The sequence below is a fragment of the Candidatus Endomicrobiellum cubanum genome (assembly GCF_031278955.1).
Lineage (GTDB): Bacteria > Elusimicrobiota > Endomicrobiia > Endomicrobiales > Endomicrobiaceae > Endomicrobiellum > Endomicrobiellum cubanum.
Window position 1 is genome coordinate 1 of the sequence record NZ_JAITJM010000055.1, and the last position, 25,611, is coordinate 25,611.

Here is a 25,611-nt window from a genome sequence, read left to right on the forward strand (position 1 = left end):
TACTATGTTTGATAAGTTTATTGAGGGATTAGAATAAACAAGGGAAATAGGAATATCAGATAAATTTAAATTGGAAGTAGATATAGAGATTCTATTATCAGTTACATAGAGATTTTGGATATCGTTGTTGGGTAAGGATAAGTAAGCTAAGCTGATTTGGATGCAGTTGGAGATAGGTTGATTGATTTCAATAGTATTACTAGATATGGATATGGTATGGGGACTATATAATGTAGAGCTGTTGTTTGGAGATAGCTCTAGGTGAGCACCGTATATATAAGATACAGAGCAAGAGCTGTTGATGGTGATATTGTTATTGTCTAAGTAGAAGGAAGAGGTGAGGTTTAGAGACATTAGAGAGCCAGAATTGAGAGAAAGGGAGATCGTAGCACTTTCGAGAAAGGAGATGTTAGAAAAGCTACTAATAGTTACAGAATTATTAGTAAATGAGAAAGTGGAGTTAATGGTATTGCTAGAAGGGGTGAAGGTGTTATTGGCAAGAGCATCGTTTAATAAGGAGTAAGAGCCGAATATAGAATTATTATTTACATCATTGTATATGATGACAGAATTAGAACTACAAATGATATCGGGTTTAAGAGCTACGTTAGTGGACCCGGTATTAACAGAATTTTGATCGAAAGGGTAGTTGAGAGAGCCGAGAATGCCGAGTCTCTTAGTAGGCATAGTAGAACGAATAATAATGGTGTTGCCAGAGGACTCACCGAAGTTAGCTGGCTGCCAAGGAAAGTCAAAAATTACTACCCCATAATTAGGAGTGCCAGTAGAAGTATATACGCTGTTACCAGCTACTCCGTGTCCAGTGGAAGGGGGATTAAGGATCTCAATAATTTGAGCTGAGCAGAAGAGAGTTAATGTGATAGTTAAGAGAACAGCATAGAAGAGATATTCTTTAAGGACTTTACAAAGATTAAAACACTTTGACATTAGCTACCTCCAGTTCTAGTTTAGAGACTGCATTAAGTCAAAAAAGGTGAATTAACTTGATATTGTCACAATAGAATTAAGAAGTTCCTATATGTAAAATAATAGTCTAAATAGATATTTAGACTATTATTTATGTTAAGATATAAAGAAAAGATAAACTCTTTTATAGAAGAGAATGTGTATTAAATACATTTATATTATTGCTTTTTCTTTCGGGCTAACCCAAAAGGTCAAGTCAGGTAATACTGGTCAAAATCAGATTCTATAAGCTGTAGAGGAGATGTTAATGATTAGATTTACAACATCAGGAGAATCTCACGGCAAAGCTTTAGTTGCAATTATTGAAGGTATCCCAGCAGGCCTTAAAATCAATCAAGAATACATAAATAAAGAACTTTCGCGCAGACAACAAGGGTATGGGCGCGGAAAAAGAATGCTAATAGAACAAGACAAAGCAGAAATACTTTCTGGTGTTAGGCATCAAAGAACCTTAGGGTCTCCTATAACTTTATTAATCCCAAATAAAGATTATAAAAATAATCAAGATATAATGTCTCCATTTTCTTATACAAAAGTCGTTAAACCACTTTTAAAGCCTCGTCCTGGGCATGCAGACTTGCCAGGACTTATTAAATATGGACTAGAAGATGTAAGAGATATTTCAGAAAGAGCTTCTGCAAGAGAGACTGCAGCTAGAGTTGCAGTTGGTGCTGTGTGCAAGACTTTTCTAAAAGAATTTAAAATAGACATTATGTCTTATACTTTGCAGGTTGGAAATGTTATATCCGATGTAAGTGCTGTTCAAAAAGGGGAATTTTGGAAAAATGTTGAAACGTCTTCTTTAAAATGTCCAGATATTAAAGCAGAGTTACAAATGCGGCGTCTTATAGATAGAGTTTTAAAAAAAGGTGATACTCTAGGTGGTAAAGTTGTAGTTGTGGCAAAAAATGTCCCTATAGGCCTTGGAAGTCACACTCAGTGGGATTTAAAATTTGATGGTAGACTTGCTAGGAGTTTAATTTCAATTCAAGCTGTAAAATCTGTTGAGTTTGGGCTTGGTGTAAAACTTGCCGAAACTTTAGGTTCAGCAGCGCATGATGAAATTTTTTATAGTAAAAAAAATGGTTTTTATAGAACAACAAATAGGGCGGGAGGAATAGAAGGTGGCCTGAGTAATGGAGAACCTATAACTATAACCTGTACTATGAAACCTCTACCTTCACTTGTGAACTCTTTAACTTCTGTAAACTTAGAGACTAAAAAAATGTCAAAAGCTGAAGTTGTACGTAGTGATGTTTGTGCGGTTGCATCTTTAGGAGTTGTTTGTGAATCTGCTCTAGCTTGTGAAATTGCAAGTGCTTTTAAAGAAAAATTCGGTGCAGATTCTTTGAATGATATTAAGAATAATTTTAATTCATATAACAAGAGACAGAAGGCTTTATAAATGAAGCATTCCATAGTGCTTATTGGTTTTATGGGGACTGGAAAGACTGAGGTCGGTAAGGTTTTGTCTAAGAGACTTAAGTTTAATTTTTTTGATATAGATAACCTAATAGAAGAAAAGACGGGCCTTAAAATAAATAATATTTTTAAAAAGTTTAGAGAAAACTATTTTAGACAAATAGAAGCGCAGATTGTAAAGGAAATTTCAAAAGAGGATTTTGCAGTAATTGCTTGTGGCGGGGGGACAGCCTTAAATAGAGATAATATTGCAATTTTAAGAGCAAAAAGTGTAATAATTAACCTCTATGCGTGTGCTGAGGTTATATATGAGCGGATCAAAAATAATAATGATAGGCCTATTTTAAAATGTCAAGATCCTTTAATTAAAATAAAAGAACTTTTACAAGTCAGGAAAGATGTATATATAAATTGTGATTTTTCTTTTAATACAGGTGGACTTTCAATATTGGAAGTTGTTGAAGGTCTTATAAATAAGATCAATTGGTTCCATTTTTGTGTTTGACAGATATTGATATATAAGTTTTAATATGTGGTATTACGTGGGTTTTTAGACAGACCCATTTATAACGGGATTATAGAAATGGGCAAAAAATATTCTACTACTCTTTTTTTGATGATATTTGTTAGTTTGTATTCATTTTGTCAGGGTATTCAAATTGAATCTTTAAATGGTAGACTTACAACGTCTTTAGGTATGGAATTTAGTAATTACTTGTATAAAGAACCTGGCTTTATGCAAGAAACTGGTACAAGGCATGGCTTTTTCACTGAATTTAGATTAAATGATTTTATATACTCTGATTCTTTTTTGGCTTTACAATTGCTATATGTGGGCAGGTCTATTGATTATGATGGCGCAACGGTGAGTGGCGATTTGCTTAGGATAACTGACGTAGAGGATTATTATTTAGAGGGAAGGCTTTTAAGGGGCACTGTTTTTCTCAAGGGTGGAAGTGTTGAACTTCATCCTTATTTCGGAATAGGATATAGATATCTTTATGATGATTTAGGTAGTACTCGTGGGCCTGGTGGATATGAAAGATTGCAAAGATACATATATTCTCCTATAGGTATAGATGTAATACATGATTGTGCAAACGATTTTGCTCTTTCTTTAAATGCAGAATATGATTTATTTTTATGGGGGCTTAATACGTCCGGTAAAAATTTATTTGGCGATGTAGGTGAAAATTTTCATCAGTATGGTGGGTACGGATTTAGATTTTCTGGAAAAATTATTTATAAAAATAATCGACAATCTACCATATATTTAGAACCATTTTTTAGGTACTGGGATATAACTACTTCTGAAAAAATTTACTCTTTTGTAGAAGATAAAGAAAGCTATACTTACGAGCCAAATAATTTTACAAGAGAATATGGGATTCAATTAAAATTAGCTTTAGTTATGTTTTAATTAAACAAGCTAGAAGTGTTTATGGAGCAACAATGTTAAAGAAGATGTTGAGTTTGTTGTTAGTATTTTTTAATTTCAATATTGCTTCTTTTGCTGTAAAAACATATGTAGTAGATACTCCTACATATGGGTCATTAAGTTATGGTTCATACGATTTCGGGTTTAGATGTTTTTCTAGTGGCAATGTGCTTTCTAATATTGATTTTGGTGTTTTCAAATTTTTAAATATAGGAATGTCTTGGGAGATAGATAAACTTATTGGCTACGATAATATAAAAGTTGCTATACCTACTTTAAATGTTAAGTTAAAAATTTATGAAGGCAGCATGGTTTTGCCTGGCATTGCTATAGGTTATGATGGGCAGGGCTATTTTATTGATACTAGTTTAAAAAGTGGCTATGTTCAAAAGGCTAGAGGTTTATATTTTGTATTAGGAAGAGAGATTTTTTTTGATGGATTTATATTAAATATTGGAGCTAATGTAAACGATTTTTCTGTAGTTAAGGTTTATGGGTTTATCAACTCAATGATTCCTATTTTTAAAGAAATTATGTATTTTATGACAGAATATGACAATATAAATTATTTTCCAGATGCAAGGCTTAATTGGGGGTTAAAATTATCTTTATCAGAGTATTTAGATGTTGATTGTATTATAAGAGATTGTTTTGGCAAGGATGATATTACAAGGGTTCCAAATGAAAGAATTTTAAAGTTAAGTTATTCTGGAAAGTTTTAATTAGAGCTTTTAGAGAGAACCTAAAGCATTTATAAGATTAATGAGGACAAATGGAAATAACTTTTGATTTTGAAAAACCTATAGTAGATATGGACAAAAAAATAGAAGAGCTAAAGAAATCTGTCCAGAATGGAGATTTAGATTTATCTGACCAAATCAAAGATTTAGAAAAAACAAGAAACGAGTTAAAACAGAAAATTTACAGTTCTTTATCTGCTTGGCAAAAAGTGCAAATTGCTAGGCACCCACAAAGACCATATTCTAGAGATTATGTAGACCTTATTTTTGAGGATTTTGTTGAACTTTCTGGAGATAGAACTTTTGGCAATGATCAAGCAATTTTGTGTGGAATAGCCGCAATAGATGGAAGATCTGTTGTAGTGATGGGTCATCAAAAAGGGAGAACTTTAGAAGAGAACATGGATAGAAACTTTGGCATGGCCCATCCAGAAGGGTATAGAAAAGCAATGCGAATTATGAAACTGGCTGAAAAATTCAATAGACCCATTATAACTTTTATAGATACTGCAGGAGCTTATCCTGGAATAGCTGCAGAAGAAAGGGGGCAAGCCGAGGCTATAGCTAGAAATTTAAGAGATATGTCGGATTTAAAAGTTCCTATAATAAGTGTAGTTATTGGAGAAGGTGGTTCTGGAGGAGCTTTAGGCATAGGGGTTTCAAATAGAATTTTATGTTTAGAAAACGCTTATTATTCTGTTATTTCTCCAGAAGGATGTGCAGCAATACTTTTTAGAGATGGCTCGAAAGCTTCTCAAGCGGCTCAGGCGATGAAGTTAACAGCAAAAGATTTATTGAGCTTAAAAGTTATAGATGAAATTATAAAAGAGCCTTTAGGTGGGGCTCATTATGATTATGAAAAGACTGCATTAAATATTAAAACTTCTTTAAATAAATACCTTTCAATTTACGAAGATATGACGAGTAAAAAGATTGTTGACGAAAGATACTTAAAATTTAGAAATATAGGTGTTTATGAATATGCGACTAAAAAAAGCAATAAAAATAAACCCTTAAAGAAAGCAAAAAAAACTTCAAAAAACAACAGAGGAGGAGCTAATGGCATTAGTCCCAGGTAAACAAATTTTAGAAGAAGCAAAGAAAAATGGGTATGGTGTAGGTGCGTATAATGTAAACAATATGGAACAAATTCAAGCTATTATGGCTGCTGCTAAAGAAACGAAATCTCCTGTAATTATTCAGGCAAGCAGGGGCGCTTTGAAATATTCTAATTTTACCTATTTAGGATATTTAATGAAAGCAGCAGTTATAGAAAACCCAGAAATTCCTGTTGCAATGCATTTAGATCATGGCAACTCTTTAGACTCTGTTGTAAAAGCCATAGATTTAGGATTTTCGTCAGTTATGATAGATGGTTCTTTAATGGAAGATGGAAAGACAGCTTCAACTTATGAATATAATGTAAAGGTTACACGTTCAGTTGTAGAGTATGCTCATGCAAGAGGAGTTTCTGTTGAGGCAGAAATTGGCACACTTGGTGGTATAGAAGATGGTGTAGGCTCAGGCAAAATTCATTTAACAGACCCTAAGGAAGCTAAAAAATTTGTGGACGAAACAGGCGTTGATTCCTTAGCTATTGCTATAGGAACATCTCATGGAGCATATAAGTTTAAAGGTGCTGCAAATCTTGCCTTTGACGTTTTAAAAGAAATTAGGTCGTTGATAGATATCCCTATTGTTCTTCATGGGGCATCTTCTGTTCCAAAAGAGTTAATAGAAGAGGTTAATAAATACGGAGGTAAAATGCCTGGAGCTACAGGCGTTCCAATAGAAAGTTTACAAGAAGCAATTAAGCTTGGCGTATCAAAAATAAATGTTGATACTGATGGGCGACTTGCAATTACAGCAGCTATAAGAAAAGTGTTTACTGAGACTCCAGAAAAGTTTGACCCTAGAGATTATTTAGGCCCGGCAAGAACAGCTTTAACAAATCTTATAGTTTCTAAAATGAAAGCATTTAAAACCACAGGACATGCGGCTGATTATGTTCCAAAAACTCTTGAAGATATGAAAAAGAAATATGCTTCAAAATCAAATTTGTGATATCAAGTTTGACAACAAAAAAATATTCTATTACAATTTGTCCATGTAGTTCAGAGTGGAATAAAACATAAAAGGGGGGATAAAATGTCTCTTTACGATGTAAAGAAAGTTCAGGTTTCCTCAGTCCTTAAAGTTTTGCCTATTGTTTTTGCAATTCTTGGTGCTACTATTGGTTTATTTACATTTTTCTTTTTTCCTACTGATTTAGCTACTGGTCTTGGTTTTGGTGCAAGATTATTATCTTGGGCTGTTTTTGTTGTTCTTTATACTGTGATTATGGCATTAGGTGCTATAATTGTGGCTTGGCTGTACAATTTTGTTGCTTCAAAATTCAATACCAGCGTTGTAGTTTCTCTTGAAGTAAAAGAATAATATTTTTAACTACTCTGCCAAAATTTCTTGGCAGAGTAGTTAATTTTGAAACCTTCTATTTATTCAAATTGTTTGTGTTATCCTAGAAAATAGTATCTTTGGAGTCTTCTGTCAATGATAGAAAGTAAAATAATTATTGTTGATGATGACCAGGCCTTAACAAGTCTTCTTAAGAAAGTTTTTGAAGATGAAGGTTTTATGACTATTACTTATAATAATACAGATGAGGGCTATAAAAAAATTTTAAAGTCAAAACCAGATCTTGTAATTGTTGATATCAAGATGCCCAGAGTTGGTGGTCTAGAGCTTACTAGAATGCTTAGGAAAAATCCTGTAACGGAAAATATTCCAATTATTATGCTTACTGTTGAGTCTACAGAAATGTGTAAAGTTGTTGGTTTGGAAAACGGTGCAGACGATTATGTGACAAAACCATTTAGTAATAGAGAGCTTGTAGCAAGAGCAAAATCTTTACTACGTAGAGTGCGTAGAAAAGACGGGGTTAAGAAATTAGAACATGATGGTCTCGTAATGTTATTGGATTCAAGAACTGTAACTTTAAACAAAAAACAAATTTCTATGCGTCCAAAAGAATTTGATTTGCTATATATACTTATGTCTAAACCAAATATAGTTTTAAATAGAGAATTTATTTTAGAAAATGTGTTTGAATATAATGCAGCAGTTACTACTAGAACTATAGATACTCATATAAAAAATTTACGTCATCTTTTAGGACCTTGGTCAGAACATATTATGACTGTTTTTGGTTTAGGGTTTAAGTTTGTGCCATCCTCAAAATAAAAGCTTTTTTTGATTTTAGAGAAATTCCTTAGTTTTGTATTTAGAGGCTAATTTGAAAATTTTCAAAAAAGCAGCTTATGTGTTTCTTTTAAATTCTTTTCTAATAAATTGCATGTCATCTTATTGTTTAGCTGGAGCCGGAGCTTCATCTGGACAAATTCTAGCATATAATCCAAACCCTGTTACTATTGCAATGGGAGATGGTGGTTGTGCGTTATTGTTAGACAAACCCAGTGCTGCAATTTTAAATCCTGCTTCTACCATAGGTGCTTATAGAATTGTTGCTTCTGTAAATAATGCGTCACTGTTTTCAGATATACAGTACAATCATATAGGAGCACAGTTTCCTACAGAAATTGGTAACATTGGTCTATCTGCAATGTATGCTGGATATGGGAATATAGATTATACAGATAGTTTAGGGAATCCAATAAAAGAAGAGTCATCAAACGATTTAGGGTTTATTTTAAATTATGCAATAGACTTAAAAAAGACAATCCCTATAGAAGCTCTTTATGGAGGTATAGGGATAAACTTAAAAGTTATAAGAGGTGCTTTATGCTCTTATGAAACAGAAGCGATAGCTGTTGATGCTGGAACAATCTTAAGTCTTTCTTCTATAGATAATTTTTATTTAGGCGTAGCTTTAAAAAATTTCGGTACTAAGCTTAAGTTTTTAAGTGAAAGTTTTAACTTGCCTCAATGTTTAGCTGTAGGACTTGCTTACCAAGAAGACGATTTTTACAATTTTAAAGTAGCTTTAGATTATAATAATCAACTTTTTTCAGATGATTTTTTTTCTATAGGGGCTTCTTTTGAACCAATTTATTTTTTAGATTTAAGAGCGGGTTTAAAACTTACTGAAGATTCTTTTGATTTGGACGCGAGATTTGGTTTCGGTGTAGATTTTCAAAATTTAAATATAGACTACTCTTATGTTCCTCAGAATAATCTTGTAGGTACGCATAGTATAACTTTAAGTTGTGCTTTAGGAAGGTTTACTTCAGAAAAGGTAGCTTACGATTATTACATGCAAAATCATTTTAGAGAAGCTGTTAATTTATATAACAAAAAAGACTATATACAAGCAAAAAAAGAGTTTGATGATATACTTTCTGTTTATCCAGAACATGTTAAGTCACAAATGTATTTGAAAAAGATTAACAATAAGCTTGCAGAAGTTGAATTGTATAATGCTGAAATTATCAATGGTTATATGAGAAAAGCCAATAATGCTTTGAAGAAAGGAGACATTGTAAAAGCAAAAGAGAATTTCAATAAAGTTTTAGATATGGACTCTGTAAACTTGCTTGCAAAAAAAGGTTTGGAGCAAGCAGATGATTATTCCAATCAAGTTTCTATTGAAATGCAAAGAGATAAAAATAGAGCTAGGATAGAATATTTATGGGACAGATCTCAAAAATTTTATAAAGAGGGAGATTTAGTACATGCCAGGAAATATTTAGGTTTAATTTTAGATTTAGATTCTAAAAATAAACCAGCTCAAGATCTTACAACAACTATAGATAATCATCTTGCAAAAGCAGCGTCTGATAAAATTCAAGAATTATATAAACAAGGTATAGAGTTGTTTGAAAAAGGCAAATATCAGGAATCAATAATGTATTTTCAAGCAATTGTTATAGCTAGTCCAAATAGAAGAGATGTTAAAGATTTAATAGAAAAGGCTCAAAAAGGTATTGAAGAACTAAATAAGTATGATAAAAATAAAAAGTCAATAATTTTACAAAATAAAATGATTAAAGAGCTAGAAAATAATTTTAATAAAGCTTTAAAGTATTACGACAAGCGTGATTTTGTCGATGCTATGAACTATTTTAAAATAAGCAAAGAAATAGCAGACAAATATTCTTTTGTTGACTACTCTAAAAAAGCTCAAGAGCATATTGTAAAAATAGGTTATGATTTATCTGATATATATTATAAGAAAGGTCTTGGTCTTTCAAAAAAGAATAATTTTGAACAAGCTTTAAAAGAATATAAAAAGGCGTTAGAATACAATTCTGAAAATTCACTTGCCTTATTTGAATATAAAAGAATTGGAGAAGAGATTGCTCAACAATATTATCAAGAAGGCATGCGGTTTTATAGTATAGGCAATTTTAACAAAGCTTCAGAGCTTTTAAGAAAATCGCTTACTTACAATCCTGACAAAATGGAAGCTAAAAGAGCGTTGGAGAAAATGAGATGATAAAAAAATGTCTTGCTCTATTTTTAACAATGTCATACTTTTTTTCTTTTGCAAATGCTATCAAAGTATACCCAAACCCATGGATTCCTGAAAGCAAAAATAGTTCTCAAGGGAGTTTATCTGGAGGCATTACTTTTGCAGAATTACCAACAGATGGAGGGGAGATAGACATTTACAGCATTTTTGGGGAGATTGTTCGCAAGTTAAGATGGGATTACGGTTCAACAGTAAATTGGGATGGGAAAAACGACCAAGGGGAATATGTTGCGAGTGGAGTATATATGTGGACTATTAAAGGCAGAAATTCTAAAAACACAAAAATTGTTGTGATAAGATAAAGAAATTATAATTTACGTTTACAAAAAGTTCACACAGATATATGGTGAATATATTGTTTGGTAGTATACTAAATAGTAGGAGCCCTAAGTACAAAAATTAATTTGTAACAAAAGGAGGTAAATCAAAAAATTAAAAGCGTTGCTCTTAAAGGTCTACCTAAACCCTCTAATGCGTACAAATACTGTAAATTTTAACGCATCAGTGTTTTCCAAATGGTGGTGTTAAGGATATGCATTAAGGTTTTTAAGAGGCCTTTAACTAAAGTAAAAGGGAGGCTGTCATGAAAAAACAAATAGTCAGTTTAATCTTGGCTTTGATGTTATCTTTTGGATATACGGGTCAAATCTTTGGTGTTAATGACGGTACCTATGGAACGGCAAGTAGTCCAGAAGGTGTCTTAAAAGAAGATAAACTAGCTAGATCTATAACTAGCGATGAGAAACTTCAAGAAGCGTATAATGATAGTGCGCTCAAGTATTTGATAGGTCAAATAACAGCGGTTTACACGTTTTTAGATGGGAAATTAACCACTATTACAAATGCTGATAAAACAGTAAGGATTTTTTTTAATGGTAAAGAAAAAGGGACTGTTAAAAAGTATGACGATGAAGGCGGCGATTATAATTGGACTAATATAAATTTAGATGAAACAGATGTTCAGGCATTTGACAATTTTAAAAAGACTAATCCAGGTGCTAATTTCGGAACTTATCTTATAGCAGCTTTTGGTGTAACGCAAGCAGTTGCAGCAGGGGTGGTTAGCTTACAGAATAATACTACAAAAGTAGAAGACTTTTTAAATGCTGGGTTTAAGACAGGTATGGGTACTGAAGTTTCTATAAGTTTAGGTGACGCTCCTACAGATGTTAAGGCAACATTTTCTAGCCCAGCAGGTAAAAAGTTAAAAACTTTAGACTATCAAGGTAATACTACTGAAGAGTGGGTTTATGGGAACAACTCATCTATTCCTACACAGTATATAAAGTTTGGCGAAACTGGCTCTCAAACTTCTTTTGTTGTTACAGAGTACGGTGATGGGACAGATAAGTATAAAGATGATAGAGGAAATATAATACCAGCTGGACAGCCAGCATATACTTGGGAGACCTCTATAAGCTCTACTACTTTAAAAAGTAAGGGTGTAGTATCTAGTGTGGCCAGTGTTGAAGAAAAAGATAAGAAACGTACTACTATATACACATATGACGCAAAAACTAATCAAAAAGTCAAAGAAACAAATTTATCTACTGGAGAAATAACAACTTACGAAAATGGCAAGCCAGTGGCAGTATATTATAAAGCTGCTGAAGGTAGTTCCCCAAGACTAAAACAGAAAATTGTCTATGGGAATAACGGCTTAGTCCAATCAGTTATAGATTATAAGGACACTACAAATAACGAGAAGTCAAAAATTTCTGTGTATTCTGATGATGGCAGGTTCTTGGGTAGCAGTGAAGATAAGGATACAGATGAAGTAACATTAAGAAGGACATTGAGAGAATTAGATACCTTAATTAACAGAACAGGAACAACAGCAGACCAAATATCAACATTTTTTGAAAATAATCCAGGAATTACATCATTTAATTTTTCATATGAATACCTTAAAAATAATGCAGCATTAGTTGAAGCTGTGTTTATGAGAAGAGATGTAGTAGTTTCTAGTGGAACTACTTCATATTCCTCTTCTATGGGAGACGCCTTTAGGTCTCGTAGGACAGCGCATCCAGAGGAAAGTATTTTAGATACTATAAAAGCTTTAGCAGCTGAAGAAGCCAATAATACGAATTTGGAGAACAGTGAAAAAGTTTGGCAGGCTTCACTAGTAATTTATGAAGCTCTTCTTACGCAAAGAATGGATTTTACTGTAAGTACATCTGTATTAACAGAAGAAAGACCAGACTTAGATACAAACATTACTAGTACGACTACGTTTACAGATAGACGAAGTGAAGGTAAGGATACAAGTAGGGAACACGCAGGTGACACTCATGATGGACAGGATGTTGATAGAGGTCAAGGTCTGTTCCAAAATGAAGTTTCTGAAGAAGACTTATATGATGAATCTAGTGGAAAAGGGCAGTATAAAGCTGATGTAATAACTACAAAAGAATATGATAGAGCCACAGTAAAATCTGTATCATTTTCAGTAACTGTTAGGATTAATGATGGAAAAGATTCTTTACCTTATACCAATAAGTATGCTTCAAGTGTTACAACTGAACACAAAGTTGAAACACAAACAACAACAAAGTATTATGATCCAGCAGTTATAGGCGAAGCGCAATCATGGGTAGACGCAGATGGTAATGAAATAGATGCACAAAAGGCTCAAGACAAGATGGCTGCTGGAGAGCCTGTGTACATTAAGTTATCACCTAAGTCTGTAAACATGTTTGATGGAGCAGGTTTTAAAGATATTACAATACCTCAAGAAGGTGAAGAGATATTTGTAAAAGTTGAAGATCAAGACATGTTTAACGCATTTAAAGATGCTGTAGGTACAAACACTCAAGTGATGGTAACTGGTGTAGTTACAAATGATATATCTGGTAAAATGTGTCTTGAAGTATACAATACACAAAATGGTGCTGGTGCTAGTATAGGTTTTAAGTTAGACTCTACGGACAATAAGGGATACGCTATTGGCGATAAACTCGAAGCGATGCGGGAAGACATTGAGACGCTATCTACTATGGACGGATCTTGGGTTTCAAACAATATACAAACAAACCAGCAAATTTTCATCGAATCTGGAGCAGGTGACTCTAAAGGGTATTTGGATGATTGGAGGACTGGTTGGAAAGAGCTTGCAAAATTAGTAGGTGGTGGTAATTAAGTATATTAGTGTAGGTTAAAAGATTCGTTAATACTGACAAAAGACCATGGCATTTAAGCCATGGTCTTTTGTCAGTAGGGGTTATTATCTAATAACTTTATGAATCTTTAATAAAGTTTGGGGGAACCCAAAAGGTTAAGTCAGGGGTTAATATTTTGTTTTTTAGTGATGCATCTCATAAAGCCTCCTTTCTGCAATTGTTTATTATGTTAATTAGGAATAATTAGTGACATTGTATTAGGTTTGTACAAAAAATATTTATTTTGTATAATTTTTCCACTTTGCTTTATGCAAGAAGCTTTTAGCGTAAGGCTAAACCCAAATTATTGCTTTTGGGATTTCCAAAAAGAGGGAGGTGTAGAAAATGAATTACGAAAGCACATTTATTGTTTGTCCAGAGCTACCTGTTGAAAATGTAGAAGAAATTACTGCTAAAGTTATAAAACTAGTAGAATCTGCAAAAGGTGTTATTAAATCAGTTCAACAGATTGGCAAAAAGAGACTTGCTTACTCTATTAACAAATTTCGTGAGGGAAGTTACGTTTTTATGGAGCTTACAGGTACAGGTGAGCTGGTTAGCGCTTTAGAGAAATTTTTTAAATTTAATGATGCTGTTATAAGATTTATGATAGTTAAAGTTGACAAAAAGCGAGTTGTTAAAAAACCAGCTAAAGATGTTAAGTCAGAAGAAGCTAAGCTTCAAACAAAACCTCAAGCTGTGGAGGTAAAGTAAGATGAATCAACAAAACAATAGTTTTCTTCGTTTGCCGGAGCAAAATAGTGTTATATTAGTTGGAAGGCTTACTAGAGATCCGGATTTAAGGCGTACATCTACTGGAAAGGCTGTTTGTTCTTTTGATATAGCAATAAGCAAAAGGATGAAAGATTCTAGCACTGGTCAATGGAAAGATGCTGACCCTACTTTTGTTCCTATAATTGTTTGGGGTGACCAAGCTGAAAGGTGTGAGGAGCGCTTAAAAAAAGGGTTTCCTGTACATATTGAGGGGAGGTTACAAACAAATAAATGGGAAGGTTCTGACGGTGTTAAAAAGAGTCGTTTAGAAGTTATAGCTTCTAGAGTGCAATTTTTAGCATTTGTTAAGCAGGGTACTTCTACAATAGGAGCAAAACCTGATGAATCTCAAGAACACTATGATGACAATAATATAGAAGAAGATGATGATATACCGTTTTAAACGGTTGGAGGAAAAATATGGCATATGTAAAAAGGCCGCAGGGACAACAATCAGCAGCTCAAGGGAATTCATCTGATGGCCAATCCCGTCCAGGCGGAAAGTTTAGAAAGGGTGGACCAACCAGGAAAAAAGTTTGCCGTTTCTGCGCAGATAAGGTAGAAATAGATTATAAAAATATAAGTTTGCTTCGCGCGTTTGTAACTGAAAAAGGGAAAATACTTTCAGGTCGTATAACTGGCACATGTGCAAAGCATCAAAGAGACCTGGACAGAGCAATTAAAAGAGCAAGAATGATTGCATTGGTGCCTTTTACAACAAATTAGTTTATTAGTATTTAGATTGTCTTGGAGGGAAAATGAAAGTTATATTAAGGTCTGACATTACCAATGTTGGGCGTCAGGGGGAAGTAAAGGACGTTGCTTGCGGCTTTGCAAGAAACTATCTTATTCCTCAAAACCTTGTTATGGAAGCTACAGATAGAAACCTCAAAATTTGGCAACGAGAAAGAGTAAAACTTGAAAAGCAAAGAGAAGAAGTAATAAATAATGCAAAAGAAGTTGCTTCTAAAATGGAAGCAACAGAGTTTTCAATAAAAGCTAAAATTGGCGAGAACGGCAAAATTTTTGGTTCTGTAACGACTGCAAATCTTTCAAAGCTTTTTAACCAACAGGGGTTTAATGTAGATAAGAAAGATATACTTCTTTCTGATAATATAAAAGAACTTGGGAATTATGAAGTAAACATTAGATTACATCCTGAAGTTTTAGTTAAAGTTAAACTTGCTGTTTTAGGTGATAAATAAATACTTATATCCTAAGCTAGACTATGGAGTTTAGCCTAGGATAAATGGTTTTTTTAAACAACATAAACATAATGACAAACATAATAGAAAAAATTCCACCTCAGGCTTTAGATGTAGAAATGGCTGTTTTAGGCGCGATGCTTATAGAGAAAGAAGCCATTTTAAAAGTTGTAGACATAATAAATGAAAATGACTTTTACAAAGAAATACACAAACAAATCTTTTTAACAATTTACGACCTCTACATTGAAAATCAACCCATTGACATATTTACTGTTTCAGAATCTTTAAAGAAAAATGGAATTTTTGCAGAAGTTGGAGGGGCAGCTTACCTTACGGAGCTAATAAACTCTATACAAACAGCTGCAAATGTTGAGTATTATGCTTCTATTATACGAGATAAATCTATAGCAAGACAATTAATTACAACAGGCTCTAATATAGTAAGTGATGCTTTTAACGAGCAAATTTCTCCAGAAGAGATATTAGATAAGTCGCAGAGTACTTTGTTTAATATTTCCCAGCAGAAAAGTAAGAAAGGTTTTTCAAGTGTTGCTAAACTTGTGCGTCCTATGTTAGAAAATCTTGAAAAGTTGCATTCTAATCCGAAAGACATCTCTGGTCTTGCTACTGGATTTAAAGATTTTGATTCAAAAACTACAGGTCTCCATCCTGGAGAACTTGTAGTGCTTGCAGCTAGACCTTCTATGGGGAAGACAGCTTTTGCTTTAAATATTGCAGAAAATGTTGCAGTGGTAAACAAAAAACCAGTAGCTATTTTTTCTCTTGAAATGAAGCAAGAAGCTTTAATGTCAAGATTTTTGGCTTCTTTAGCTAGAGTCAATGCAGGTAAGTTGAGAAATGGTCAGTATAATAGTACAGATTGGCCAAGACTTACAAGCGCGGCAAGCAAAATTGCAGAAGCTCCAATTTTTATTGATGATGATTCAAACATAAGTGTTATAGAGCTTAGGGCAAGAGCAAGAAAACTTGCAATAGAGTTGCAATCAAAAGGAACACCATTGTCTTTAGTTATAGTAGATTATATTCAGTTTATACAGGGCACAGCAAGAAAGTTTGAGTCGCGACAGCAGGAAGTCTCAGATATTTCTAGATCTCTTAAGGCTTTAGCTAAAGATTTAGATATTCCTGTTATTGTGTTGTCCCAACTTTCAAGAAGAACTGAAGATAGGGGAAGAAGAGATAATAAACCTCAACTTTCAGATTTAAGAGATTCTGGTGCAATAGAACAAGATGCAGATTTAGTTGTTATGCTTTACAGAGAAGGATATTATAATAGAGAAGACCCTGATTTGCAAAGACAGGCAACGCTTATAATAGGAAAACAGAGAAATGGCCCGACAGGAGATATCGACTTAGTATTTGAAGGGGAATACACAAAATTTTCTGATCAATCTAAGTTACAGGAAGAATAAAAATGAAAACCAAACAACCGCCCCCTGTTAAAACAGGAAACAACTCTTTTAAACATACCGACATTTTTTTTAGACAAACTTGGGTAGAAATTGACAAGAGCGACTTTCTTTTTAATTTAAAAAAAATAAAAGAATACATTGCAAAAGACACAAAAATAATGGCAGTAATGAAAGCTAATGCTTACGGCCATGGTGGGGTTATGCTTGCCAAGGAAGCTCAAAAAGCTGGCATTTCTAGTATTGCTGTAGCAACTTTAGAGGAGGGCATACAATTTAGAGAAGCAGGAATAAAAACGAATATTTTAATTTTAGGGAACTGCTATCCCTATGAAAATTTCCAAGTTGCAGTAGCTCATTCTCTTATTCCTACAGTTTCAAATATGCAAGGGATTTTGGCATTAGAAAACTTAACTATAAAATTAAATAAAAAAATTAATTTTCATTTGCAAATAGATACTGGTATGGGGCGTATAGGAGCATTGCCAGACGCTTCGTATACTTTGTTAGATAAAATTGCAAAGACTTCTCAATTACATATGGCAGGCATGTACACACATTTTGCAGTTGCAGATACGGATTCTGATTTCACTAAAGTGCAGCTTGACCTCTTTTCAAAAATTGTAAAATACGCACGTATAAACTTAGGGCTTAAATTTATTGCGCATGCTGCAAATTCAGCGGCTTTATTTAAAAATAAACGTATGCATTTTGATATGGTGCGCCCAGGAATAAGTTTATATGGCCTTAATCCTTTTAAGCATTCTGAAGGATTTTTGAAATTAAAACCTGTACTGTCCTGGAAAACAAAAATAACATTTCTAAAGAGAGTTCCTTCGGGCTTTTGTGTAAGTTATGGTAGAACTTTTGTTACAAATAGAGCTTCTGTTATAGCTACTATACCTGTAGGTTATGCTGATGGGTACAATAGACAGTTGTCTAACAAAGGCGATGTTTTGGTAAGAGGGAAACGATGTCCTGTAATTGGGAGAGTGACTATGGATATGACCATGATAGATGTAACTGGAATAAATGGAGTTTCTTTAGGCGATGAAGTTGTTTTAATAGGATTACAAGGCAAGGACCAAATAAAAGTTGAAGAAATTGCAAAAATACAAGAAACAATAAATTATGAAATAGTATGTAATATATCTTCAAGAGTTCCTAGAATCATTGTATAGGATTTTTAGACAGACTATTGTGGATAAACTATATGAAAAAAACATTAAATGTTTTCCAATTTTATAAAGCAAATCAAGCTTTTGTATATAGACTAATAGAAGGTTTAGGTAAAGCGGTTTGGATGGTTTTAGAAACCTTTGCTTGTATATTTAAATTGGAAATAAACTGTAAAAGCACAATAGAGCAAATGGTAGAAGTTGGTTGGAGATCTACGCCAATAGTTATTCTTACATCTTTTTTTACGGGAATGGTTTTAGCTTTACAGGTTGGTAATGCGACTTCAAATTTATTTAATGAGCCGGTATATGTTGGCACTGTTACAGGGTTTTCTATGGTTATAGAATTAGGCCCTGTACTTACGTCAATAGTTGTTAATGGTAGAGTTGGAGCTGCCATTACAGCTGAACTTGGAACAATGAAAGTTACAGAGCAACTGGACGCTTTATACACACTTGGCACAAGTCCGGTAAAGTATTTAGCTGTTTCAAGATTTTTAGCTTGTTTTTTTATGCTTCCTATACTTACAGTTATTTCTAATATTGTAGGTATTTACGGAGGTCTTATTCTTTCTACAAGTACTTGGGGGCTATCAACTTATACATATCTATCACAATCTTTAGATTTTATGACGGTGCGCACTTTTATTCATGGTTTTATAAAGTCATTTTTCTTTGCATTGATAATGGTAATAGTTGCTTGTTATAAAGGATTTAATACAGAAAATGGAGCAGAAGGTGTAGGCAAAGCTGTAACAGGATCTGTAATGACTTCTATAGTTTTAATCTTAGTTACAGATTATTTTTTGACAACTTTATTAGTAGCTTTGAGGATAAAATAGTTTGCTTATTAGCGTTTCAAATTTATAGAATTTAAATAAATGATAAGAGTAGAAAATATTTATAAAAGTTTTGGGGAAAAAAGCATCCTTTGCGGAGTAAACCTTGAAGTTTGCTCTGGTCAAACGTTTGTTATTGTAGGTTCTTCTGGCGTAGGCAAAAGTATTCTTTTAAAAACGATAGTCGGTTTAATTAAACCTGAGAGTGGTATCATAACAATAGATGGTATTGATATAACTAAATGTATAGTCTCTGATTTGCGAAAGATACAAAAGAAAGTGGGATATGTTTTTCAAGAATCTGCTCTTTTTGATTCTTTGAATGTTTTTGAGAATGTAGCTTTTGGGTTAAGAAGTCTTACCAATTTAAGTGAAGAAGAAATAAAAAATAGGGTCACCAAATGTCTTACGATGGTTGGTTTAAAAAATGTAGAACATTTAAAGCCAGCCAATCTTTCTGGTGGTATGAAAAAAAGAGTAGCTATAGCAAGAACCATAAGTTATAAACCAAATTATATTTTGTACGATGAACCTACTACAGGGCTAGACCCTATAATGTCAGATGTAATAAGTGATTTAATTATAAGTTTAAAAAAATATCTTAATGTATCCTCTGTAGTTGTAACGCATGACATGAAGTCAGCATATAAAATAGCCGATAGAATAATGATGCTTTATGAAGGAAGAATAATTTTTAGTGGTACGCCAGAAGAAGTAAAAAATACAGATAATGAATATGTTCGACAATTTGTTGAAGGGTCAAGTCGTGGTCCCATGCAACAAATAGACAGAACTTTTAAAATGGGATAAATATGAGTAACAATATAAAGCTTGGAATTTTTACTTTTATAGGAATTCTTGCAATTATTATATCTATTTTTTCTGTTGGAAACTTTTCTTTAAATAGAACTTATAATATTTATGTTGAGTTTGATAATATTGCAGGCCTTACAAAAAAAGCAAAAGTAAAAATGGCTGGCATAGACATAGGTGTTTTAAGACAGGTTTCTCTAGATAAAGGTAAAGCCAAATTGAAACTTTCTATAAATAGAAAAGTTTTATTGTATAAGAACGCATACGCTAGAATAGTTTCTATAGGAGTTATAGGTACAAAATATATTGAACTTGTTTCAGGTGATGAAAATCAACCTCTCCTGAAGAATGGGGATAGTATACTAGGTCAAGACAGCTCTTCTTTAGAAAGTTTTCTTACAAGCGTTTCTACTCAAGTTAACAAAGCTTTAAACAATGATAAGTACGGCAACATGATGGAAAACCTTGCAGATGCAATATTTTCATTAAGAGACATTTTAAATACACTTGCTGCACAAAATGGAAAAATCGAAGATACTTTCACCAATTTAGACCAATTTGCAAAAGATTTAGCTAATATATCCTCGCAAAATAAATTGAATTTGAATGAAACGTTAGAGCAAATAAAAGATATTTCTAAAAAGCTTGATGTATTAATAAATCGTATATACGATGGAGGAGGTCCTATAGCCACTCTTATAAACGACGAAAAAATGGGAAAAGACTTAAAAGAAACTGTAGAGTCAGCAAAAGAAGCTATTAAAAGTTTAAATAAAACTATTGCAAAATCTACCAAGTTGAGTTTAGACTGGAAGTATACAGGCAGGTATAATACTAGAGATTCAAAATTGAGGAATGATATTGGTATAAGTATAATGCCAAACAATGAAAAATTCTATTATGTTGGAGTTGCAAATGTTACAGATGCTGATTCTGTAATAGATGTAAATGAGAAAAACAATATCAACAAGCTAGAAGCTCTTTTAGGGTTTAGAAGAGAATACTCAGAAATTTTTGGTGGTGTTATAAGAGGTAAAGCGGGTATGGGTTTTGGATATTCTTTTTTTAGTCCAATATATGATGTATATAAAGGTTTAAAATTTAATTTAAAAGTCTATGATTTTGCTAGAGACAGTCATGGCCCTCAGATAGATGTTGGTGCAAGATACGGAATAATGAAATGGCTTCATACAGGTATTTTATTAGAGGATATTTCTTATAAACCTTCATTTACTCCGTACTTAAGGCTTGAAATTGATGACCAAGATTTAGCAGCAATGCTTGGTATTGTTACTGTTGCGATTGTAGCGTCTAAATAATGAAAAAACAAAAAACGAAATTTTTATGTCAGCAGTGTGGTTATGAATCCGCCAAATGGCTTGGTAGGTGTCCCTCGTGTTCATCTTGGAATAGCTTTACAGAAGAAAAATATTCATCTTGTGATAAAAAAAAATTGCCACAAAGGCAGTTTACAGGTTTTTCTTCTGACGTCCTAAAGTTAAACGATATTTCAATTATAGATTTTTCTAAATATAAAACCAATGTAAAAGAATTTGACAACATGATAGGAGGAGGTGTGGTTGCAGGCTCTTTAATATTATTAGGAGGAGCACCAGGCATTGGAAAATCTACGCTTATGCTCCACATAGCAAATGCTTTAAGTCAATATGATACGGTTTTATATATTTCAGGAGAAGAATCTCTTTCTCAAGTAAAATCCAGAGCGGAGCGTTTAAAAGTAAATAAGGACAACATACTTTTAGCTTCAGAAACAAACCTTCAAAACATTATAGAAGCTATAAATAAGATAGAACCTAAATTTCTTATTATAGATTCAATACAAACGACATACCACCCAGAACTTACTAGTGCTCCAGGCACAGTTGCTCAAGTTAGAGAAACAGCAGCAGAGTTTTTACGGATTGCAAAGTCAAAAAATATTATAGTTTTTCTTTTAGGACATGTTACAAAAGAAGGTGATTTAGCTGGCCCTAGAGTTTTAGAACATATTGTGGATACAGTTTTATATTTTGAAAATGAACGTCAACATATTTATAGAATCTTAAGAGCTTATAAAAATAGATTTGGTCCAACAAGCGAAATAGGCATTTTTGAGATGACGTCTTCGGGCTTAAGAGAAGTTGAAACCCCCTCACTCATTTTCTTAAGTGAGCGTGCATTAAATTCTGCAGGTAATATTGTAACAGTTGCAATGGAAGGGACAAGACCTATACTTTTAGAAGTGCAAGCTTTGACTTCAAGAACAGTTTTTGGTATGCCTCGTAGAATGGTTTCTGGATATGATTCAAATCGTATTATTATATTGATAGCTGTTTTAGAAAAAAGGTTAGGTATCCCTCTTGGAAATCAAGATATTTTTGTAAATATAGTTGGGGGTGTAAAAGTTAAGGAAACTTTTATAGATTTAGCTGCAGCTTGTGCGATAATGTCAGCAAATTATGGTTTTGTATGTCCTAAAGATTTAATAGCTTTCGGAGAAGTTGGCTTATCTGGCGAAATTAGAGCAGTCTCTCTTATTGGTGAAAGAATTGCAGAAGCAGAAAAGTTAGGTTTTAAAAAAGCAATAGTACCATCAGGAAGTTTAAAAAGCTTATCATATAAAGGCAATGTTAAAATTTATGGTGCAGATACTCTTTCTAAGGCAATAAAAATTTTGAGAAACTAGTCTAAACTTTACTTGCCCAATATAAGTCAAACCCTCTCCTCCTCAAAAAACTCACTTTTCTATAAATAAATTCTTGGCCTATATCTACGTAGATGTTGACTTGACTTTTTATAGGAATTTAGCGTGAAATTATTGGTTATACTAAATTATCAATTATAAACAAGAGATATAAAATATATAAATAATACTTTAGACATATCAAAAAAATTAATTAAAAATTTTTTCTTCAACTAGTTTTGCAATTATATGGACTAAAAGAATATGACACTCTTGAGTTCTTGCAGTTATGCTTGATGGAGCACAAAAGCATAAATCGCATATATCTTTCATTTTCCCGCCAGTAGTATTCGTAAAACCTATTGTAAATATATTAAGTTTTTTTGCAAGAATCAAAGCTTCTATGACATTTTTTGAGTTGCCACTAGTAGATATTGCAATAAAAATATCACCATTTTGAGCAAAAGCTTCTAACTGTCTACTAAAAGATGCATCATAACCAAAATCATTCCCTATAGCTGTTAATGAAGACACGTTAGAAGAAAGTGTTATGCATGGAAGTGCGGCTCTATTTTTTTCAAATCTAACAACCATTTCTGCTGCAAAATGCAAAGCGTCTGCGGATGATCCTCCGTTTCCACAAATAATAACTTTTCTTTTGTTTTTATAAGTTTCAATAATTTTATTTACTATTTTTTCAATACATTCTATCTGATTTTGTTCGAGCATCTTTTTTTTTGTTTCTAAACTGTCAGATATTAATTTAGCTATACTTTCTTTATTGTCCATATAGTTGCCTCTTTAGTTGTCTATATTTTACGTTGATGCTTACCACGGTAAGTCTCTTGATTTGTCAAAATGCACTGCAATTATACGCACTAAGGCTTCTCTAAAACAACTAATACATATTTATTTTGTGAATATATTTTTTAGTAAAAAATCTGTGGTCACATTACCCTTACGGAAAACTTCATTTGTCATAATTTTAGAATGTAAGGAAGAAGTATTTTTAATTCCCTCTATTTTTATTTCTATTAATGCTCTTTGCATTCTGATTATAGCTTCTTGTCTATCACATCCGAAGGATATAATTTTGGCTATTAAACTATCGTAAAATGGAGGTATGGTGTAGCCGTTATAAACGTGACTATCAACTCTTATCCCAGGTCCTCCTGGCAGAAATAGTTGTTCTATAGTACCCGGAGAAGGAGTAAAATCATTGTCAGGATCTTCTGCATTAATTCTGCATTCAACAGAATGGCCTAAAATTTTAATTTTTTCAGAAACTATAGAAAGTTTTTCTCCGGCAGCAAGCTTTATTTGTTCTTTTACTAAATCTATACCAGTAATCATTTCTGTGATGGGATGTTCTACTTGAATTCTTGTATTCATTTCCGTAAAGTAAAAATGACCTTTCTTATCTACAAGAAATTCTACAGTTCCAACAGTAACATACTTAACAGCGCTAGCAGCATTTCTAGCTGCTTTCCCCATTTTTTTTCTCAAAGCAGGTGATATAAATGGAGAAGGGCTTTCTTCAACAAGTTTTTGATGCCTTCTTTGTATAGAGCAGTCTCTCTCAGGTAAATAGGCAATCCTGCCATATTTATCTCCAAGAATTTGAAATTCTATATGTCTAGGCTCTTCTATATATTTTTCAATGTAAACATCATGATTTCCAAAAGCAGCTTTTGCCTCTGTCTGAGCCATTACAATAGCATTTTGTAGCTCTTCTTGAGAATTTACTACTCTCATACCTTTTCCACCACCACCGGCAGTTGCTTTAACTATTACAGGATATCCTATTTTTTTTGCTATTGTAAAAGTTTTAGGGTCATCAGGATTTACAGGCCCGTTAGAACCTGGAACAGTTGGCACTCCTGACTTTTTCATAAGTTCTATAGCAGAAATTTTATCACCCATTTGCTCTATAGACTCTTTTGAGGGACCTATAAATTTTATACCACAAGCTTCACAAACTTCTGCAAAATATGTATTTTCAGACAAAAAACCATACCCAGGATGGATTGCATCCGAACCAGAAATTTCTGCGGCTGCTATAATGCTAGGTATATTTAAATAGCTCTCAACAGCACTTGCATGCCCTACACATACAGATTGATCTGCAAGTTTTACATGCATACTTTCTCTATCTATTTCTGAATGAATAGCAACTGTTTTGATACCGAGTTCTCTGCAGGCTCTAATTATCCTACAAGCAATCTCTCCTCTATTTGCAATCAGAACCTTTTTAAACATGAATTCTCCTATTAGCTATATCAACTTTTTATTTTGCTTGTTTAGGCTGTTCCAGCAAAAATAATTGTTGCCCATATTCTACAGATTGGCCATTTGAAACAAGAATTTTTATTACTTTGCCTTCAACAGAGGACAGAACGTCCTTAATGATTTTCATTGCTTCTATTTGTCCAACTTTTTGTCCTGTAGTTATAATATCTCCTTCTTTTACATATGGAAGCTTATCATTTCCTTGAGAACTTACAAAAGTCCCCACCATTGTAGATTTAATTGCTATAATGGCAGGCTCTTTTGTTTCTTCTATTTTTTGAGATACATTTTTTGCAAATGTAGTGTCTTTAGTGACAACAGATTCCACATCCGTCTTTTTAAAATACAAAGAGTTGTCTCCATTTTTGTATTTCATTTCTTCAATATCAGTATTTTTTATTAGTTTTAAAAAATCTTCAATTTCCAGAGGACTCATTTTAACTCCGTTTTTAACATAATAAAAATTTAATGTAGAACAGTAAAGAGTTTCTCTAAATCCTAGACTCTTTCCACATATTCTCCACTTCTAGTATCAACTTTTATTTTATCGCCTTCTTTAATAAAAAGAGGGACTCTTATATCTGCGCCGGTTTCTAGTTTAGCCATTTTTGTAAGGTTGGAAACGGAATCACCTTTTATTCCAGGTTCAGCTTGTGCTATTGTCATTTCTAGTATTATAGGAAGATCTATATCAATAAGTTCGTTTTCTAAATAAATAGCTTCGACTTCAAGGTTTTCTTTAAGGAAGGTTACTTTATCTCCTAAAAGTTCTGGAGAAACAGTAATTTGTTCGTACGTGTTCATATCCATAAAATTAAAGTTTGTCCCTTCTTTATATAAGAACTGTTTTTTTTGTCTTGTAACGCTTAATGCATCAAATTTTTCTCCAGACTTAAAAGTGCGTTCTATTGTTCCACCTTTTTTTAGATGTCTTAATTTTACACGCATAACAGCCCCACCTTTTCCCGGCTTATGGTTTTGAAACCATGTTATTTGATAAGGTTCTCCGTCAACTAAAATATTGAGTCCATTTTTAAAATCCGATGTTGAAACCATTCTTTCTCCTAAATATTTCGGGTCTGCCTAAAAACCTTAACGCATATTTTTACTGTACTTTTTTACACATCTACGTAAAAAACTTATGCTTATCGCACAATAAGT

Annotated in this window: 26 protein-coding genes; 21 read left to right on the plus strand and 5 right to left on the minus strand. The window is 33.0% G+C overall.

Features of this window, described 5'->3' with window-relative positions; all coding sequences use genetic code 11:
• On the minus strand, positions 1-948 hold a 948-nt coding region (locus LBD57_RS05245; RefSeq protein ID WP_373470283.1), incomplete at its 3' end, for a hypothetical protein.
• A gap of 286 nt (positions 949-1,234) precedes the next feature.
• Between LBD57_RS05245 and aroC the strand changes: the two genes are divergently transcribed.
• The 21 genes from aroC to radA all read left to right on the plus strand — a co-directional run bounded on the left by aroC (position 1,235) and on the right by radA (position 22,164).
• The gene (aroC, locus tag LBD57_RS05250; protein ID WP_373470284.1) at positions 1,235-2,392 is read left to right on the plus strand and encodes a chorismate synthase; all 1,158 of its coding nucleotides are present in this window, start codon (positions 1,235-1,237) and stop codon (positions 2,390-2,392) included.
• Entirely contained in the window at positions 2,393-2,914 is a 522-nt protein-coding gene (locus LBD57_RS05255; RefSeq protein WP_373470285.1) for a shikimate kinase, read from the plus strand.
• Between the two features lie 78 nt (positions 2,915-2,992).
• Positions 2,993-3,829, plus strand: a complete 837-nt coding sequence (locus LBD57_RS05260) for a hypothetical protein (RefSeq protein ID WP_373470286.1) — start codon at positions 2,993-2,995, stop codon at positions 3,827-3,829.
• A gap of 32 nt (positions 3,830-3,861) precedes the next feature.
• The gene (locus LBD57_RS05265; RefSeq protein WP_373470287.1) at positions 3,862-4,569 is read left to right on the plus strand and encodes a hypothetical protein; all 708 of its coding nucleotides are present in this window, start codon (positions 3,862-3,864) and stop codon (positions 4,567-4,569) included.
• Positions 4,570-4,619: 50 nt separating this feature from the next.
• Positions 4,620-5,666: an acetyl-CoA carboxylase carboxyltransferase subunit alpha gene (locus LBD57_RS05270; protein WP_373470288.1), complete on the plus strand. Its 1,047-nt coding sequence runs from the start codon at positions 4,620-4,622 to the stop codon at positions 5,664-5,666.
• Positions 5,647-6,651, plus strand: a complete 1,005-nt coding sequence (fba, locus tag LBD57_RS05275; RefSeq protein ID WP_373470289.1) for a class II fructose-1,6-bisphosphate aldolase — start codon at positions 5,647-5,649, stop codon at positions 6,649-6,651. Before LBD57_RS05270 ends, fba begins: the two co-directional genes overlap by 20 nt.
• Positions 6,652-6,735: 84 nt before the next feature.
• Positions 6,736-7,023: a hypothetical protein gene (locus LBD57_RS05280; protein ID WP_373470290.1), complete on the plus strand. Its 288-nt coding sequence runs from the start codon at positions 6,736-6,738 to the stop codon at positions 7,021-7,023.
• Between the two features lie 114 nt (positions 7,024-7,137).
• A complete protein-coding gene (locus LBD57_RS05285) occupies positions 7,138-7,827 on the plus strand; it encodes a response regulator transcription factor (RefSeq protein ID WP_373470291.1) in 690 nt (229 codons plus the stop codon).
• A 52-nt stretch (positions 7,828-7,879) separates the two neighbouring features.
• Positions 7,880-10,039 (plus strand): PorV/PorQ family protein, encoded by a 2,160-nt coding sequence (locus tag LBD57_RS05290; RefSeq protein WP_373470292.1) that lies wholly within the window; start codon positions 7,880-7,882, stop codon positions 10,037-10,039.
• Complete coding sequence (locus tag LBD57_RS05295) at positions 10,036-10,377, plus strand: hypothetical protein (RefSeq protein ID WP_373470293.1); 342 nt, start codon at positions 10,036-10,038, stop codon at positions 10,375-10,377. The genes LBD57_RS05290 and LBD57_RS05295 overlap by 4 nt, the downstream gene beginning before the upstream one ends.
• Before the next feature lie 281 nt (positions 10,378-10,658).
• Positions 10,659-13,217, plus strand: coding sequence for a hypothetical protein (locus LBD57_RS05300; protein ID WP_373470294.1), 2,559 nt, complete (start codon positions 10,659-10,661; stop codon positions 13,215-13,217).
• Between the two features lie 364 nt (positions 13,218-13,581).
• Positions 13,582-13,950 carry a 30S ribosomal protein S6 gene (rpsF, locus tag LBD57_RS05305; RefSeq protein WP_373470295.1) on the plus strand — a complete coding sequence of 123 codons (369 nt, stop codon included), beginning with the start codon at positions 13,582-13,584 and terminating at the stop codon, positions 13,948-13,950.
• A gap of 1 nt (position 13,951) precedes the next feature.
• The gene (locus LBD57_RS05310) at positions 13,952-14,413 is read left to right on the plus strand and encodes a single-stranded DNA-binding protein (RefSeq protein ID WP_373470296.1); all 462 of its coding nucleotides are present in this window, start codon (positions 13,952-13,954) and stop codon (positions 14,411-14,413) included.
• A 17-nt stretch (positions 14,414-14,430) separates the two neighbouring features.
• On the plus strand, positions 14,431-14,736 hold the full coding sequence (gene rpsR, locus LBD57_RS05315; protein ID WP_373470297.1) for a 30S ribosomal protein S18: 306 nt from the start codon (positions 14,431-14,433) through the stop codon (positions 14,734-14,736).
• Positions 14,737-14,768: 32 nt separating this feature from the next.
• Positions 14,769-15,215 carry a 50S ribosomal protein L9 gene (gene rplI / locus LBD57_RS05320; RefSeq protein WP_373470298.1) on the plus strand — a complete coding sequence of 149 codons (447 nt, stop codon included), beginning with the start codon at positions 14,769-14,771 and terminating at the stop codon, positions 15,213-15,215.
• Between the two features lie 71 nt (positions 15,216-15,286).
• Positions 15,287-16,651, plus strand: coding sequence for a replicative DNA helicase (gene dnaB / locus LBD57_RS05325; RefSeq protein ID WP_373470299.1), 1,365 nt, complete (start codon positions 15,287-15,289; stop codon positions 16,649-16,651).
• Between the two features lie 2 nt (positions 16,652-16,653).
• Entirely contained in the window at positions 16,654-17,829 is a 1,176-nt protein-coding gene (gene alr / locus LBD57_RS05330; RefSeq protein WP_373470300.1) for an alanine racemase, read from the plus strand.
• A 32-nt stretch (positions 17,830-17,861) separates the two neighbouring features.
• On the plus strand, positions 17,862-18,668 hold the full coding sequence (locus tag LBD57_RS05335; RefSeq protein WP_373470301.1) for an MlaE family ABC transporter permease: 807 nt from the start codon (positions 17,862-17,864) through the stop codon (positions 18,666-18,668).
• 39 nt (positions 18,669-18,707) lie between these two features.
• On the plus strand, positions 18,708-19,475 hold the full coding sequence (locus LBD57_RS05340) for an ABC transporter ATP-binding protein (protein ID WP_373470302.1): 768 nt from the start codon (positions 18,708-18,710) through the stop codon (positions 19,473-19,475).
• 2 nt (positions 19,476-19,477) lie between these two features.
• Positions 19,478-20,797 carry an MlaD family protein gene (locus LBD57_RS05345; RefSeq protein WP_373470303.1) on the plus strand — a complete coding sequence of 440 codons (1,320 nt, stop codon included), beginning with the start codon at positions 19,478-19,480 and terminating at the stop codon, positions 20,795-20,797.
• Positions 20,797-22,164, plus strand: a complete 1,368-nt coding sequence (radA, locus tag LBD57_RS05350) for a DNA repair protein RadA (protein WP_373470304.1) — start codon at positions 20,797-20,799, stop codon at positions 22,162-22,164. Before LBD57_RS05345 ends, radA begins: the two co-directional genes overlap by 1 nt.
• A 207-nt stretch (positions 22,165-22,371) precedes the next feature.
• On the opposite strand, the gene LBD57_RS05355 is transcribed toward radA, so the two are convergent.
• The 4 genes from LBD57_RS05355 to efp form a co-directional block, all read right to left on the minus strand.
• Entirely contained in the window at positions 22,372-22,950 is a 579-nt protein-coding gene (locus tag LBD57_RS05355; protein WP_373470305.1) for an SIS domain-containing protein, read from the minus strand.
• Between the two features lie 120 nt (positions 22,951-23,070).
• Positions 23,071-24,420 carry an acetyl-CoA carboxylase biotin carboxylase subunit gene (gene accC / locus LBD57_RS05360; protein ID WP_373470306.1) on the minus strand — a complete coding sequence of 450 codons (1,350 nt, stop codon included), beginning with the start codon at positions 24,418-24,420 and terminating at the stop codon, positions 23,071-23,073.
• A gap of 28 nt (positions 24,421-24,448) precedes the next feature.
• Entirely contained in the window at positions 24,449-24,886 is a 438-nt protein-coding gene (locus LBD57_RS05365) for an acetyl-CoA carboxylase biotin carboxyl carrier protein subunit (protein WP_373470307.1), read from the minus strand.
• A 62-nt stretch (positions 24,887-24,948) separates the two neighbouring features.
• The gene (gene efp, locus LBD57_RS05370) at positions 24,949-25,506 is read right to left on the minus strand and encodes an elongation factor P (protein ID WP_373470308.1); all 558 of its coding nucleotides are present in this window, start codon (positions 25,504-25,506) and stop codon (positions 24,949-24,951) included.
• Positions 25,507-25,611 lie beyond the last annotated feature (105 nt).

Bases quoted from the DNA above. Each gene is read 5' to 3' on its own strand.
- aroC (WP_373470284.1), top strand. From the start codon at position 1,235: ATGATTAGATTTACAACATCAGGAGAATCTCACGGCAAAGCTTTAGTT.
- LBD57_RS05255 (WP_373470285.1), top strand. From the start codon at position 2,393: ATGAAGCATTCCATAGTGCTTATTGGTTTTATGGGGACTGGAAAGACT.
- LBD57_RS05260 (WP_373470286.1), top strand. From the start codon at position 2,993: ATGGGCAAAAAATATTCTACTACTCTTTTTTTGATGATATTTGTTAGT.
- LBD57_RS05265 (WP_373470287.1), top strand. From the start codon at position 3,862: ATGTTAAAGAAGATGTTGAGTTTGTTGTTAGTATTTTTTAATTTCAAT.
- LBD57_RS05270 (WP_373470288.1), top strand. From the start codon at position 4,620: ATGGAAATAACTTTTGATTTTGAAAAACCTATAGTAGATATGGACAAA.
- fba (WP_373470289.1), top strand. From the start codon at position 5,647: ATGGCATTAGTCCCAGGTAAACAAATTTTAGAAGAAGCAAAGAAAAAT.
- LBD57_RS05280 (WP_373470290.1), top strand. From the start codon at position 6,736: ATGTCTCTTTACGATGTAAAGAAAGTTCAGGTTTCCTCAGTCCTTAAA.
- LBD57_RS05285 (WP_373470291.1), top strand. From the start codon at position 7,138: ATGATAGAAAGTAAAATAATTATTGTTGATGATGACCAGGCCTTAACA.
- LBD57_RS05295 (WP_373470293.1), top strand. From the start codon at position 10,036: ATGATAAAAAAATGTCTTGCTCTATTTTTAACAATGTCATACTTTTTT.
- LBD57_RS05300 (WP_373470294.1), top strand. From the start codon at position 10,659: ATGAAAAAACAAATAGTCAGTTTAATCTTGGCTTTGATGTTATCTTTT.
- rpsF (WP_373470295.1), top strand. From the start codon at position 13,582: ATGAATTACGAAAGCACATTTATTGTTTGTCCAGAGCTACCTGTTGAA.
- LBD57_RS05310 (WP_373470296.1), top strand. From the start codon at position 13,952: ATGAATCAACAAAACAATAGTTTTCTTCGTTTGCCGGAGCAAAATAGT.
- rpsR (WP_373470297.1), top strand. From the start codon at position 14,431: ATGGCATATGTAAAAAGGCCGCAGGGACAACAATCAGCAGCTCAAGGG.
- rplI (WP_373470298.1), top strand. From the start codon at position 14,769: ATGAAAGTTATATTAAGGTCTGACATTACCAATGTTGGGCGTCAGGGG.
- dnaB (WP_373470299.1), top strand. From the start codon at position 15,287: ATGACAAACATAATAGAAAAAATTCCACCTCAGGCTTTAGATGTAGAA.
- alr (WP_373470300.1), top strand. From the start codon at position 16,654: ATGAAAACCAAACAACCGCCCCCTGTTAAAACAGGAAACAACTCTTTT.
- LBD57_RS05335 (WP_373470301.1), top strand. From the start codon at position 17,862: ATGAAAAAAACATTAAATGTTTTCCAATTTTATAAAGCAAATCAAGCT.
- LBD57_RS05340 (WP_373470302.1), top strand. From the start codon at position 18,708: ATGATAAGAGTAGAAAATATTTATAAAAGTTTTGGGGAAAAAAGCATC.
- LBD57_RS05345 (WP_373470303.1), top strand. From the start codon at position 19,478: ATGAGTAACAATATAAAGCTTGGAATTTTTACTTTTATAGGAATTCTT.
- radA (WP_373470304.1), top strand. From the start codon at position 20,797: ATGAAAAAACAAAAAACGAAATTTTTATGTCAGCAGTGTGGTTATGAA.
- LBD57_RS05355 (WP_373470305.1), bottom strand. From the start codon at position 22,950: ATGGACAATAAAGAAAGTATAGCTAAATTAATATCTGACAGTTTAGAA.
- accC (WP_373470306.1), bottom strand. From the start codon at position 24,420: ATGTTTAAAAAGGTTCTGATTGCAAATAGAGGAGAGATTGCTTGTAGG.
- LBD57_RS05365 (WP_373470307.1), bottom strand. From the start codon at position 24,886: ATGAGTCCTCTGGAAATTGAAGATTTTTTAAAACTAATAAAAAATACT.
- efp (WP_373470308.1), bottom strand. From the start codon at position 25,506: ATGGTTTCAACATCGGATTTTAAAAATGGACTCAATATTTTAGTTGAC.